Origin of the sequence: Phenylobacterium sp. (assembly GCF_965229015.1) — a bacterium.
In the GTDB taxonomy this organism is placed as follows: Bacteria; Pseudomonadota; Alphaproteobacteria; order Caulobacterales; family Caulobacteraceae; genus Phenylobacterium.
On record NZ_CBDDIM010000001.1, the window covers coordinates 1,414,320 to 1,427,609 of the forward strand.

Below are 13,290 nucleotides of genomic sequence, written 5' to 3' on the forward strand. Positions count from 1 at the left end.
CCGCCCTCGATCAGGATCCTCGACATGACCAAGCCCAAGACCCCGCCCTCCGGCGCCGAGACCTCGCACGTCGGGACTGGCGGCGAACTGCACCAGACCGCCAGCGGGCCCGAGGCGCGGATCACCACCAACTTCGGCGTGCCGATCAGCGATGACCAGAACTCCCTGAAGGCCGGCCCGCGGGGCCCGACCCTGCTGGAGGACTTCGTCCTGCGCGAGAAGATCCAGCACTTCGACCATGAGCGCATCCCCGAGCGGATCGTCCACGCCCGCGGCTCGGCGGCGCACGGATTCTTCGAGCTGACGGAGTCGCTGGAGAAATACACCCGCGCCAAGATCCTGACCGAGGTGGACGTGAAGACCGAGGTCTTCACCCGCTTCTCCACCGTGGCCGGCGGCGCGGGCAGCGTCGACACGCCCCGCGACGTGCGCGGCTTCGCGGTGAAGTTCTACACCAGGGAGGGCAACTGGGACCTGGTGGGCAACAACATCCCGGTCTTCTTCATCCAGGACGCCATCAAATTTCCTGATCTCATTCACTCGGTGAAGATGGAGGCCGACCGCGGCTATCCGCAGGCCGCCAGCGCCCATGACACCTTCTGGGACTTCATCGGGCTGATGCCGGAGAGCACCCACATGGTCATGTGGGCCATGTCCGACCGGGCCATCCCGCGCAGCCTGCGGATGATGGAGGGCTTCGGGGTCAACACCTTCCGGCTGCTGAACGACAAGGACGAGGCCACCTTCGTCAAGTTCCACTGGCGGCCGAAGCTGGGGACCCAGTCCACCTGCTGGGACGAGGCGGTGAAGATCGCCGGCGCCGATCCGGACTATCACCGCCGCGACCTGTTCGAGGCCATCGATTCGGGCGGCTTCCCCGAGTGGGAGTTCGGGGTGCAGTTGCTGAGCCAAGCGCAGGCCGACGCCCTGCCCTTCGACATCCTGGACGCCACCAAGCTGATCCCGGAGGAACTGGTCCCGATCAAGGTGATCGGGCGGATGGTGCTGGACCGCAACGTCGACAACTTCTTCGCCGAGACCGAGCAGGCGGCCTTCCTGCCCACCAACATGCCGCCGGGGATCGACGCCTCGGAGGACCCGCTGCTGCAGGGGCGGCTGTTCTCCTACCAGGACACCCAGCTGTCGCGGCTGGGCTCGGTGAACTTCCACCAGCTGCCGATCAACCGCGCCAAGGGCTGCCCTTTCCAGAACCTGCAGCGCGACGGGCACATGCAGATGGAGATCCCCGTCGGGCGCGCGAACTACGAGCCCAACAGCCTGGGCCAGGCGGGCGAACCCGGCGGGCCGCGCGAGGACCCCAAGGGCGGCTTCCGCACCGCCCAGGTGGTGAATGACGGTCCGAAGGTGCGGCTGCGGGCCGAGACCTTCGCCGATCACTACAGCCATGCGCGGCTGTTCTACGCCTCGCAAACCCCCATCGAGCAGGCGCACCTGGCCAGCGCCCTGGTCTTCGAGCTGTCCAAGTGCAGCTTCGAGCACGTGCGCCTGCGCATCCTCTCCAATCTGCAGAACGTCGATGCCGGCCTCGCCAAGCGGGTGGCCGACGGCCTGGCCATGGACCTGCCAGCCAAGTCCGAGGCGGCGGTCAAGCCGGTGGACATGGACCTCTCGCCCGCCCTGCGCATCGTCGGCAAGTATCCGGAGACCTTGATGGGCCGGGCGGTGGCCATCCTGGTGACCGACGGCGCCGACGGGGCGGTGATCAATGCGGTGAAGAAGGCGGCGCTCGCCGAGGGCGCCAGCGTCAAGATCGTCGCCCCCAAGGTCGGCGGCGTGACCCTGAAGGACGGCAAGAAACTGCCGGCGGATGGCCAGTTGGCCGGCACGCCCTCGGTGCTGTTCGACGCGGTTGCTCTGGTGCTGTCGGCCGACGGCTGCGCCGAACTGCTGAAGGAGAGCGCGGCGGTGGACTTCGTGGCCAACGCCTTCGTCCACCTGAAGGCCATCGGCTTCACGGCCGACGCCCAGCCCCTGCTGGACAAGGCCAATGTGGAGCCCGACGCCGGGGTCGTGGACCTGGCGGGGGGCGCTGATGGGTTCATGCCGCCCGCCCGCACGCGCCAGTGGGACCGGGAGCCGAAGGTGAGGATGCTGGCCTAGAGGACGGCTACCCCATCGCCATCATCAGAGCAAAGGCGCGCATGTCGCCGGTGGTGGTGGGGGCCATCTTGTTCATGGCGTAGGCGACGGTGGTGCGCGCATCCATGTCGATGATGATCAGCGAGCCGCCATAGCCGCCCCAGTAGATGGTGTTGGGGTTGCGCATGGGGACCGTGGCGCTGGGGAGGCCGAAGCCCATGCCAAAGCGGGCGGGGCCGCCGAGGATCAGGTCGGTGCCCTCCACCTGCAGCTCCAGGGCCTTGCGGCAGCCGGCCTCGGACAGCAGGCGCTTGCCCTTGGCGACGCCGCCATTGGCCAGCAGGACGTGGATCTCGGCCACCGAGCGGGCGTTGCCCGTGCCCCCGGCGGCGGGGATCTCGGCTCCGCGCCAGGCCCGCGTGCGGGTGGCCAGCGGGTCGATGCCCGGATTGCGCGACATGTTGGCCACCAGCTCGTTCTGCTCGCCGTCGGCGATGCCGGCGCCCGGCGGCGGCGGGATCAGGTCTGCGACGCGGGCGTCCTCGCGGGCCGGCAGGCCGATGTGAAAGTCGGCGCCCAGGGGCTCGGCGATCTCCTCGCGGAAGACCGTTCCCAGCGACTTGCCGGTGATGCGGCGCACCACCTCCCCCACCAGATAGCCCTGGGTCAGGGCGTGGTAGCCGGGCTGCGAGCCGGGGCGCCAATAGGGCGCCTGGGCGGCCAGCAGGGATGTCGCCTTCTCCCAGTCGTAGAGGTCATCGACCGTGATGGTCTCCTTCCAGCCGGAGAGGCCGGCGGAATGGCTCATCAGGTGGCTGACCTTGACGTCGGCCTTCCCGTTCGCCGCGAACTCCGGCCAGTATTTCGCCACCGGGGCGGCGAAATCGAGGTCGCCCCGGTCGGCCAGCAGCAGGGCCGTCAGCGCCGTCATGGTCTTGGTGGTGGAGTAGACGTTGACGATGGTGTCCTTGACCCAGGGGCGGGTCTTCTCCGCGTCGGCCCAGCCGCCCCAGAGATCGATCACCGTCTCGCCCTCCGACGTGGCGCAGAAGGAGGCGCCGACGTCGGCGCCGGAGTCGAGGTTGGCCTGGAAGGCCTCGCGGACCTTGGAATACTTGTCAGCCGTGAAGCCGCCCACCGCGCCGTCAGCCATCGTCGCCTCCCCTTGTTAATTGGGGCGAGCTTAGCGGGAAAAGCGGATGGCGCGCGAGCCCTACACCCACACCGGTCATCCCCGCGAAAGCGGGGATGAGCGGAGGAATGGGTTACTTCCGCCCCTTGAACCCCGTGGCCACCAGGTAGGTCTCGGACGAGTCCGCGCGGCTGGCCTTGGGCTTCATGTTCTTCACCTCGGTGAAGTGGTGCTTGAGCTTGGCGATGACGAGCGAGGTCTCGCCGCCCTGGAAGGCCTTGGCGATGAAGGACCCGCCGGGCTTCAGCACGCTGATGGCGAAGTCCACGCCGATCTCGATCAGGCCCATGATCCGCAGGTGGTCGGTCTTGCGGTGGCCGACGGTGTTGGGGGCCATGTCCGACAGCACGATGTCCGGCGGCCCGCCCAGCATCTCGATCAGCAGCGGACCGCAGGCCGGGTCGGTGAAGTCCATCTCGATGATCTGGACCGGCGAGATGGGATCGACCGGCAGCAGGTCGACGCCGACGATATTGACCACGCCGCGCTCGACGGCGACCTGGGTCCAGCCGCCGGGGGCCGCGCCGAGGTCGATAACCCGCATGCCGGGCTTGAGCAGGTGCAGGCGGTCGTCGATCTCGGTCAGCTTGTAGGCCGCCCGGGAGCGGTAGCCATGGGCGCGGGCCTTCGCCGCGAAGGGATCGTTCACCTGGCGCGACAGCCAGGCCTGGGAGGACGGGGTCCGCATCTTGGCGGTCTTCAGGCGCGCGGGCTTGCCGCGGCCTTCCTCGGTGCCGCCCATGGGCGGCTTGACCATGCGCTTGCGGGCCGGAGGGAGTTCGTCGGTCATTCGGCCGCCTGGGGCAGGGGTTTGCCGCGACGGCCGCGGCGGCGCTTGCGGCGGCCGCGGCCGCCGCCTTCGGACATCAGGGACATCAGGATGCCTTCGCGCAGGCCGCGGTCGGCGACCCGCACGCGGGTGCAGGGCCACAGCTCCTGGACGGCCTGGAGGATGGCGGCACCGGCCAAGACCAGGTCGGAGCGGTCGGGGCCGATGCAGGGCTGGTCGGCGCGCTGCTGGGCGGTCAGGCCGAGCAGCAGGTTGGCCGCGCCCTCGCACTCGTCGCGGGTCATCCAGATGCCGTCGACGCGGGAGCGGTCGTAACGCGGCAGGCGCAGGTGCATGCCGGCCAGGCTGGTGATGGCGCCCGAGGTGCCGATCAGGTGGGCGCGGTCCTCGTCGAAGATCGGCCGCATCGGGTCGGCGTGGCGGAAGGCGGCGAGGTCGAGCTTCACCCGGTCGACCATGGCGCGGAACCAGGCCTCGGTGGCCTCGGCCCCCTCCGGGAACTGCTCGGCCAGGGTGACGACGCCGATGGGGATGGAGAGCCAGGCCTTGATGGGCAGTTTCGAGGCCACGAAGGTGCTGAGCTCGCCCCCCAGGCCCTCGCCCTTGAGATCGACCCAGGAAAGTTCGGTGGAGCCGCCGCCCACGTCCACCACCAGGGCGGCGTCGGCGCTGCGGTCCAGCAGGTTGAGGCAGCCGGCGACGGAGAGCTGCGCCTCCTCGCGCGGGGCGATGATCTGCAGGCGCAGGCCGGTCTCCTCGAAGACCCGGTCGATGAACTCCTGGCCGTTCTCGGCCATGCGGCAGGCCTGGGTGGCGATGGCCTTGAGCTTGACCACGCGGCGGCGGCGGACCTTCTCGGCGCTGACCTTCAGGGCGGCCATGGCGCGTTCCATGGCGGCCTCCGACAGCCGGCCGCTGGCGCTGAGCCCCTCCCCCAGCCGCACGATGCGCGAATAGGCCTCCACCACCCGGAAGCTCTTACCCGAGGGCGTGGCGATCAAGAGCCGGCAATTGTTGGTCCCGAGGTCGAGGGCGCCATAACAGGGCGCGTCACCGCCAGACCTCTCCCGGCCATTCCGCATGGCGCCGGGCGCGGACGCGCTTCCAGCCTGATCGCTCATTCAGGCGCCCGGAAAGCGCGTAGACCAAGAGGGCGAAACACGCATCGCGTGTTTCTGCGCGCCTCAGACATGGACCAACCTTAAGTCCTTCGCAGACGCCGGTACGGGCGCCTCGTTTCAAAGCGACTGTACCAAGCAAGTTCGCCTGCCGGAAGGCGCGCACTTGAACACGGACGCGTGAGCGCTACGTTCATCTCCCAGTTAGGTCCCGCGGTGTAGATTCTCAGGTTATGGACGCTCGACTCGAAAAGCCAAACGCAGGCCACCTGCCCAATCCCGCGGCGATCGCGGACATTCGGCTGGCCAAATTCGCCATCGGCGATGTCGTGAAGCACCGTGTCTTCAATTTCCGCGGCGTGATCTTCGATGTCGACCCGACGTTCGCCAACACCGAGGAGTGGTGGCAGTCGATCCCGGAGCATGTGCGGCCCCGCAAGGACCAGCCCTTCTATCACCTGCTGGCCGAGAACGACGACAACGCCTACGTCGCCTACGTCTCCGAGCAGAACCTGCTGCCCGACGAGAGCGGCGAGCCGGTGGGCCACCCCCAGGCGCCGCTGATCTTCGAATCCTTCAACGAAGGCCACTACACCCTGCGGCCGCGCATCAGCCACTAGGCAAGGCTTGGGCGTGATTGCGCCCTCCCGAGCAAGGTTTTCGCGCCGACCGGGCCGAAACCCGCGCATTGCGAACGGAACTTCCGGCGATTTGGGGCCATTCTCCGGCCATGAGCGCTGACGGCCTTCCCCCGCCCGGAGCCCGGGCCGACTGGACCATCGATCAGGACTGGGCCGCCTACACGCCCGCCGAGCACCAGGTCTGGATGACCCTCTATGAGCGGCAGGCCAACCTGTTGCCGGGACGGGCCTGCGACGCCTTCCTGCACGGCCTGGACGCGCTCGACCTGCACCGGGGCGGCATCCCCGACTTCGCGCGGATCAACGAGGAGCTGAACCGGCTGACCGGCTGGAGCGTGGTGGCGGTTCCGGGCCTGGTGCCCGACGCCCTGTTCTTCGAGCACCTGGCCAATCGACGCTTCCCCGCCGGGCGGTTCATCCGCAAGCCGCAGCAGCTTGATTACCTTCAGGAACCCGACATCTTCCACGACGTCTTCGGCCACGTGCCGATGCTGACCGACCCGGTGTTCGCCGACTATATGGCCGCCTATGGCGAGGGCGGTCTGCGGGCCCTGGGAAGGGGCCAGCTGCACAACCTGGCGCGGCTCTACTGGTACACCGTCGAATTCGGCCTGCTGCAGACGACCGAGGGCCTGCGGATCTACGGGGCCGGCATCGTCTCGTCCCACGCCGAGTCGATCTTCGCCCTGGACGACCCCTCCCCCAACCGGCTGGGCTTTGATCTGGAGCGGGTGATGCGCACCCCCTACCGGATCGACGATTTCCAGCAGGTCTATTTCGTGATCCCGTCCCTGCAGGCCCTGCTGGACGCCACCCTGCAGGACTTCGCCCCGATTTATCAGCGCCTGTCGGGCGCCGCCGACATCCCCATCGCGGCGATCGAGGCCGGGGACCAGGTGTTCACCCGCGGCAGCCAGGCCTATGCCGTGGCCAAGGCCTAACGGCCTTCCTGCGCCATCAGCCGTTCGAGACCGGCGTCCATCTCCGCCCGCTGCTCGGGGGTGAACAGGGGGTAGCGCCTGGCCTTGGAGCTGGCCGCCGCACTGATCTCCTGGTCGGTGACGAAGATGAGCTGGCCCTGATAGGCGCCGGTCATGGGGACCCCGTGCTTGAGGCGCAGGCCCTCGAGCTGGACCGCGCAGGCCTGCAGGCTCTCGACGCTGTTGGTCATGGGCTTGAAGTCCTGGGCGCCGTTCATGGCCGGGGCCAGCCGCCAGCAGACGCCGGTGTGGGTCGGGGGTCTCAGGGGCCTGTCGCAGGCGGCGAGCGCCAGCAGCCCCGCCGCGCCGATCAGAACCCCCCGCATCGTCATGCTCAGTAGTCCTTGCGCCAGCGCACGGCGAGCTTGCCGTCCCCCTGGCCGGCGAGCTTGGAGATGATGGACAGGTTCTTGCCGACGCGCCACTCCACCTGGGCCGAGGGGCCGGTGCGGCCGCCGCCGGTGAGTTCCAGATAAACATCGTCCGTCAGATACTTGCCGCCGGAAATTGTCATGCCGCTTTCGCCGCCGCCGCCCAGGGCCAGGCGGTCCAGGCCCGCGAAGGTGCGCAGGTTGCCGATAACGTCGAAACCGCCGCCCCCGGCCAGGGACGAGAGCGCCGAGGCCAGCTGGGCGGCTTCCAAGGGGGAAAGCTGCGAGGCCGAGCGTCCGAACAGCACCTGGGACAGCACCTCGTCATTGGGCAGGACCGGGGTGGAGGTGAGCGTGATCTCCGGTTTGGCCGCCGTGCCCCGGATGCTGACCACAGCGGTGAGCGCCGGATCGTCGCGGGTGGCCGACAGGCTGAGACGGATGTCGCGGGGCGAGGTGGCCAGATAGACCACGCCCCGCTGGTCGAACTCGAACCGCTTGCCGGCGAAGTCGTAGTCGCCGCGCACCACCCGGGCGACGCCCGACAGCACCGGCTTGTTGGTGGTCCCGCCGACATGGGCGTCGAGGGACAGCTCCACATCCAGGCCCCGTCCGCGCAGATAAATCCGGCGCGGCGCCGTCAGGGTGACGTCGAGATTCATCCCCAGCCCCTGGCGGACCACGGCCTGCTGGGCGGTCCCCAGGTCGATGGGCTTGTTGACCTCGATGACGTCCATGGGGACGACGCCGGAGGGGGTGGGCGTGCGGGCCGAGACGTCGGCGCGCTCCACCAGCAGCTTGCCGGCCAGGCGGACCTTGCCGGCGGCGTCGCGGTCCAGGGTGACCTGGCCGCTGGCCGAGGCGGTGGCCTGGTCATTGTCGATCAGCCGGAACCCGGTCAGGTCGAGCTTGAAGGTGCTGACCCCGTCCTGGCTGATCCGGCCCGAGCCGGTGGCCGAGCCGCCATGGCCGTCGGCGCCTGTGGCGCGGGTGACGTTGATGACGTTGTCGGTGAGGGTCGCCCGCAGCACCACCTCGCGCAGGACCAGGCCGGTTGCCCCGTCGGAGAACCGGCCGTCGTCCACCGAGGCCTCGCCCCGGGTCTTGATGTCGGCCAGGGAGCCGCTCAGGGTCCCGTCCAGCCGCACCCGGCCGGCCAGCTCCCGCTCCCCGCCCACCAGCAGGTCCCACAGCGGCTTGACCTCGCCGTCGGCGAAGACGTGGCCGCGCAGCGGCTTCTGGCGGTTGATGGCCACCCGGAAGGGCGCGGCCGAGGCCTCGGCCGGCAACACCAGGTTGGCGTTGGCCTTCAGGCCGCTGGGATTGGTGAAGGCCGCGTCGATGGTCATGCTGCTGTCGGCCAGCCGGGCGTTCAGCGTGCCGTCCAGGCCCTGGGAGGTGGGCGAGCCGCGGCCCCGCGCCCCGTCCAGCTTGGCGGTCATCATCCCGTCCAGACGGGCGGCCTTGCCCGACAGGGACAGGCTGGCGTCGATCTTGCCGGTCAGATCCTCGTTGAACAGGCCCAGGCCCAGCTGGCGGATCTGGGCGCGGACCTCGGCGCTGTCGCCGGCCAGCCGCGCGTCCAGGTCGATCTGGCCGCCCTCGGCGGCCGCCAGCCGCAGCCGGGCGCTGCGCTCGGGCCCGCCGAAGCGGAAGGTGGCGGTCTCCACCGTCTTCAGGTCGCGGCGCCCGTAACGGCCCTGACCGTCGAAGGCCAGGAGATGGCCGGGCTTGGTGTCGGTGAGCAGGCCCCGGCCATCCAGGCTCCAGCCGCCGTTGCGCGACACTCCCGTGGCCTGGGCCTGATAGGGCAGCCGGGCGAGCGGGCCGTCGGCGGTGACGTGGGCGGTGCGGATCTCCAGCTGAGCGCCGGGCGGAATGGCCTTCTCGGCGCGCAGATCCAGGCTGGCGCGGGGGCCGCCGGGGGCGTCGACGATCTTCACCGCTCCGGTGACGCTCCCGGCGGCCAGGAAGGCGCCCTTGGAGAGCGCGACCTTCAGATCGGCGGAAGACGGGGCGCTGCGGCGCAGGGAGAGCGCGCCCGACGCCTTCAGCCCGCCGGCGTCCACCGCCAGGTCGCTGAGGTCCACCCCGCCCTGCGGGAAGCGGAAGGCCGCCTTGCCCACAGCGGGGCCGTATTCGCTGGCCGCCGCCAGGGTGACCAGGCCGCTGGAGCCGTCGGGGCGGCGCATGAAGGTCAGCGTCATGTGGGCGGCCTTGAGCGGCAGGCGTGGCACGTCCAGGGCGTCGAAGTCGGCCAGCAGGTCGGCGCGGGGCTCGGCCAGGGTCCCGGTGATGGCGCCCGAGCCCTTGGCCTTGCCGGTGATCTCCACCGGGCCGGCGCGGAAGGGACCGTCGGCGGTCCAGTCCAGCTTGAACTTCAGGGCGCCGTCGGCCTCGCGCACCCCGGCGCCGGAGGCCTTCACCGCCGCGCCCCTGAGGTCGGCGCTGGCCAGGGAGAGCTTGCGCCCCTCGATATTGCCCTTGGCCGACAGGCTGGGGGCGCCCCCCAGCAGGCGGTCGAGCTCGGCGTAGCCGGAGGCGAACTTGGCGCCCTTGGCATCCGCCGACAGGGTCCAGGGCTTGCCGGGGCCGCCCTGGGTCGCGCTCCAGGTGGCGACCGCCGAGCCGCTGGCGCCGGGGCGCGCCGCGGCCAGGTTGGAGACCTCCGCGCGGCCCTTGAAGTTGAGGCCGCCGATCAGGCCGCGGCCGCCGCTGGCCTGGACCTTGAGCCCGGCCCCCGTCGCCTGGAGATCGCGCAGGGCCAGGCGACCATCGGCCAGACGCTGACCGTCGAAGGTCGCTACCGGCTTTGCGCCCAGCACCGCGGCCAGCAGGCCGGTCCCCTGCCCGCCCGCGCCGGTGGCCGTTCCCTTGACGCCCCAGACCTTGGCCTTGCGGGTGAGTTGCAGGGGACCGCTGATCCGGTCCAGGCCATAGGAGCCCAGCTTGAAGCGGGTGATGGCGACATCGCCGGCGAAGCGCAGGTCGTCGAGGGTTCCCGTCAGCACGCCGACGGCGCGGGACGGGCCCATCTGCGGGCCACCGCTGATCTGTGACAGGTCGGGGGTGTCCAGGGTGAGGGCCAGGCCCTTGGGCCCGAGGCGGCGCTCGCCGAGATTGCCCTTGCCCCTGGCGACGACGGCGAGGTTGGCCGAGGTCGCGCGGGCCGTCAGGTCATAGAGCCCGGGCTCGGCCCGGGTCCCGGTGAGGACGAACACCGCCTCGGGCCCCAGCCGCGCGGCCAGCTTGCGGGTCAGGGTCGAGGCCGTCAGCAGGACCTTGCCGCTGGCCTGGCCGCTCCTCGGGGTCCAGGCGCCCTTGATGTCGATCGGCTTGGTGACCCCGGAGCTGGCGAAGGCGATCAGGCGGCCCTCCGAGGTCTTGCCGGTGGCGCTGACCTGGAGATCGAAGGGCTGGTCGGCGGGCAGGCCGACGGCGCCGGCCAAGGCCCCGCCCTGGGCCTCGTGGGCGTTGGCCACCAGCAGCAGGGGCCGCTTCTTGTTGACGTCGAACTGCGCCGCCAGGTGGTCGCCGGGGTGCAGGACGGAGCGGATGGAGATCATCCCCTGCTGGCCGCCGCCGGCCCGGCGGACATCGAGGTCGCCGGTGACGTCGAACACGCCGCGCACCGAGGAGAAGGCGGGCTTCATCTCCAGCCGGGTCTGGATCAGGTCGATGTCGAAGGAGACCGGCAGCCCTTTGGATTTTTCCTTGGGGGCCAGGGTCGGGCGGCGCAGGACGGTGAGCTGCTGGGCGGTGATCTTCTCGGCGTGGAAGTTCCGCGTGAGAAGTTCAGCATAGTGCCATGAGATCTCGAGCTTCCTGGCCTCCAGCCAGATCCCCTTCTCGTCGGAAACCGTGAGCCGGGCGATGGTGAAGTCGCGCCAGATGTCGCCGGCCAGGCCCTCGATCCGCAGCTTGCCGAAGCGCCCGAGCTTCAGCCCGTTGGCGCGGGCCTCGATGAGCAGCCGCCCCTGGGGCAGCAGGACGCCGTAGCGGGTGGTGAGCAGGACGCCGCCCAGGGCGATGGCGACGATGACGCAGATGGCGACGATGGCCTTGGGCAGGCCGCGGCTCTTGGCGACCTTCACCACCTCCTCGGCCACCTCGTGGGCGACCTCGGCGACGGTCTCCGGGGTGTCGGAGGGGCCGGTCAAAAGCTCTGTCCGATGCTGAGATAGATCTGGAACGGCGCGTCGCCCTTGCGCTTTTCCAGCGGGATGGCGATGTCGGCGCGGATGGGACCGAAGCCCAGGTCGTAGCGCACCCCCAGACCCGCCCCCAGGCTGAGGTCCTTGCCGCTGGGGATCTGGTCGGAGCCGACGGAGCCGGCGTCCACGAAGGCCACCACGCCCCAGCGTTTGCCGATCTTCTGGCGCAGCTCCACCGAGGCCTCCAGCAGGGCCAGCCCGCCCTGCGGGGTGTTGTCGGCCAGGCGCGGACCGATGGCCTGGTAGGCATAGCCCCGCACCGAGCCGCCGCCGCCGGAATAGAAGCGCCGGGAGGCCGGGACCTCCGGGATCAGGCCGCCGACGATGGAGCCCGCCTTCAGCCGGCCGGCCAGGACCGTGCGGCCCTTCTCGTCGAAGGGGAAGTAGACGGAGCCCTGGGTCTGGGCCTTGAGGTACGGCAGGGTGTCGGCGCCCACGATGAGGGTCGGCTCCAGCCGCGCCTCCACCCGCCAGCCGCGCTTGGGGTCCAGGGGGTCGTCGGAGCGGTCGAGGGCCATGGCCCCCAGCGCCGAGGCGGTCACCAGCTTGCGGCCCAGGGAGGAGAGGGTCCCGGCCTGGCGCTCGTCGGTCTGGCTGTAGTCCAGGGAGGCGCCGACGGTGACATAGGAGGTCTTGCCGTAGCGGCGCTCCACGTCGGCGCGGACCCCGACCCCGGTCTCGTCATAGGCGTCGGTGCGGACGCGATAGAGGCCGGCCTGGCCCTTGAGCGTCTGCTGGGCGCGTCGCCAGTGCGGCAGGGTCAGCTCGGCGCCCAGGCGGCTGTCCACCGTCGAGGCGCGGCCGTAGTAGGACAGGGTGTCGGCGCGGCCCAGGACGTTGTAGCGGGTCCAGCGGGCGTCGGCGCCGGCGCCCTCGCTGGTGGAATAGCTGGCGCCCAGCTCGATCGTCCGGCGCTTGCGATCGGCGATGCTGACGATCACCGGACGCAGGCCTTCGGGAGTCGCCTTCTCCTTGCCGGCAAGGGCGACGGTGACGCTGTCATAGACCCCGGTGTCCAGCAGCCGCCGCTCCAGCTCGCCGACGTCGTCGGGATCGTAGGCGTCGCCCACCTTCCAGGGGGCCAGGTTCTTCAGCCAGGCGGTGTTGGTGCGGCCCGGCGTCACCAGCTCGACGCCGTCCAGGCGCACCAGCTCGCCGGAGACGATGCGGAAGGTGGGGCGGACCGACTGGTCGGCGTGGTCGACGATCACCTGGCGCTCGCCCGGCGCGACGTCGGCGTAGCCGCGCTTCTGCACCGCGGCCAGGATGCGGCCCTCGGCGCCCAGGACGTCGGCGGCGCGGCCGGCCTGGCCGTTGGCGAGGCCCATCACCGCCTCCCCGGCCAGCTGCACGCCGGGATCGGGTTCGGGGGCGATCCACTCGACCTTGGGGTCCTGGATCCTGAAGCGCTCGCCGGGCGTCACCTTGACGATGGGCTGGGCGGGCTCGGTCTCGGTGACGTCGGCCTCGACGGTGTTGGCGTAGTAGCCCTCGGAGCGCAGGACGGCGACGGCGTCCTCGGCCGCCTCGCGGGCGCGGCGCCGCGCCTCGAAGCGGTTCTCGATGGGCTTGTCGGTCTCGCCCACCGCGACGCCGATGGCGGCGCGCAGGCTGTCGCTCAGCGCGCCCTCGACGGCGGCCTTCGGCGCCGCGGCGCGCGCGGAGCCCGCCGCCCCCTGGGCGCAAAGCGCCGCCGAGGCGGCGACGGCGAAGACCAGTCGTCCCAACGTCAAGATTCCCCTGCCGCCCCCGTCCTGGGGTCTACAGCGGGTCGCCTAAGATTGTCACCCCGCCCGTCGCGCGGAAGGTGCTTTCAAACTGAGCGGAAGCCTGCCCAAATACTGGGCAGTCCCCTCCGCGACGCCTGACGATTCCGAAAAGCCG

Annotated in this window: 9 protein-coding genes; 3 read left to right on the top strand and 6 right to left on the bottom strand. The window is 70.5% G+C overall.

What is annotated here, in order from left to right; genetic code table 11:
• The first annotated feature begins 24 nt into the window (after positions 1–24).
• A complete protein-coding gene (locus ACO06I_RS07080; RefSeq protein ID WP_421931876.1) occupies positions 25–2,121 on the top strand; it encodes a catalase in 2,097 nt (698 codons plus the stop codon).
• Between the two features lie 7 nt (positions 2,122–2,128).
• On the opposite strand, the gene ACO06I_RS07085 is transcribed toward ACO06I_RS07080, so the two are convergent.
• The 3 genes from ACO06I_RS07085 to ACO06I_RS07095 form a co-directional block, all read right to left on the bottom strand.
• Entirely contained in the window at positions 2,129–3,253 is a 1,125-nt protein-coding gene (locus ACO06I_RS07085; RefSeq protein ID WP_421931877.1) for a serine hydrolase domain-containing protein, read from the bottom strand.
• 112 nt (positions 3,254–3,365) lie between these two features.
• Positions 3,366–4,082, bottom strand: coding sequence for an RlmE family RNA methyltransferase (locus tag ACO06I_RS07090; protein WP_421931878.1), 717 nt, complete (start codon positions 4,080–4,082; stop codon positions 3,366–3,368).
• Positions 4,079–5,203: a Ppx/GppA phosphatase family protein gene (locus tag ACO06I_RS07095; protein ID WP_421931879.1), complete on the bottom strand. Its 1,125-nt coding sequence runs from the start codon at positions 5,201–5,203 to the stop codon at positions 4,079–4,081. The genes ACO06I_RS07090 and ACO06I_RS07095 overlap by 4 nt, the downstream gene beginning before the upstream one ends.
• A 230-nt stretch (positions 5,204–5,433) precedes the next feature.
• Between ACO06I_RS07095 and hspQ the strand changes: the two genes are divergently transcribed.
• Positions 5,434–5,820, top strand: a complete 387-nt coding sequence (hspQ, locus tag ACO06I_RS07100) for a heat shock protein HspQ (RefSeq protein WP_304699997.1) — start codon at positions 5,434–5,436, stop codon at positions 5,818–5,820.
• A gap of 110 nt (positions 5,821–5,930) precedes the next feature.
• Positions 5,931–6,782 carry a phenylalanine 4-monooxygenase gene (gene phhA, locus ACO06I_RS07105; RefSeq protein WP_421931880.1) on the top strand — a complete coding sequence of 284 codons (852 nt, stop codon included), beginning with the start codon at positions 5,931–5,933 and terminating at the stop codon, positions 6,780–6,782.
• Here phhA and ACO06I_RS07110 read toward each other — a convergent pair.
• Genes ACO06I_RS07110 through ACO06I_RS07120 form a run of 3 tightly spaced genes read right to left on the bottom strand, consistent with a single transcriptional unit; the run spans position 6,779 to position 13,139 of the window.
• Positions 6,779–7,153 carry a hypothetical protein gene (locus tag ACO06I_RS07110; protein ID WP_421931881.1) on the bottom strand — a complete coding sequence of 125 codons (375 nt, stop codon included), beginning with the start codon at positions 7,151–7,153 and terminating at the stop codon, positions 6,779–6,781. The two genes, phhA and ACO06I_RS07110, sit on opposite strands and share 4 nt — an antisense overlap.
• A gap of 2 nt (positions 7,154–7,155) precedes the next feature.
• A complete protein-coding gene (locus tag ACO06I_RS07115) occupies positions 7,156–11,352 on the bottom strand; it encodes a translocation/assembly module TamB domain-containing protein (protein ID WP_421931882.1) in 4,197 nt (1,398 codons plus the stop codon).
• Positions 11,349–13,139 (bottom strand): autotransporter assembly complex protein TamA, encoded by a 1,791-nt coding sequence (locus tag ACO06I_RS07120; RefSeq protein ID WP_421931883.1) that lies wholly within the window; start codon positions 13,137–13,139, stop codon positions 11,349–11,351. Before ACO06I_RS07120 ends, ACO06I_RS07115 begins: the two co-directional genes overlap by 4 nt.
• Positions 13,140–13,290 lie beyond the last annotated feature (151 nt).

Excerpts from the sequence above, each read along its gene's own strand:
- ACO06I_RS07080 (WP_421931876.1), top strand. The coding sequence starts at position 25 with ATGACCAAGCCCAAGACCCCGCCCTCCGGCGCCGAGACCTCGCACGTC.
- ACO06I_RS07085 (WP_421931877.1), bottom strand. The coding sequence starts at position 3,253 with ATGGCTGACGGCGCGGTGGGCGGCTTCACGGCTGACAAGTATTCCAAG.
- ACO06I_RS07090 (WP_421931878.1), bottom strand. The coding sequence starts at position 4,082 with ATGACCGACGAACTCCCTCCGGCCCGCAAGCGCATGGTCAAGCCGCCC.
- ACO06I_RS07095 (WP_421931879.1), bottom strand. The coding sequence starts at position 5,203 with ATGAGCGATCAGGCTGGAAGCGCGTCCGCGCCCGGCGCCATGCGGAAT.
- hspQ (WP_304699997.1), top strand. The coding sequence starts at position 5,434 with ATGGACGCTCGACTCGAAAAGCCAAACGCAGGCCACCTGCCCAATCCC.
- phhA (WP_421931880.1), top strand. The coding sequence starts at position 5,931 with ATGAGCGCTGACGGCCTTCCCCCGCCCGGAGCCCGGGCCGACTGGACC.
- ACO06I_RS07110 (WP_421931881.1), bottom strand. The coding sequence starts at position 7,153 with ATGACGATGCGGGGGGTTCTGATCGGCGCGGCGGGGCTGCTGGCGCTC.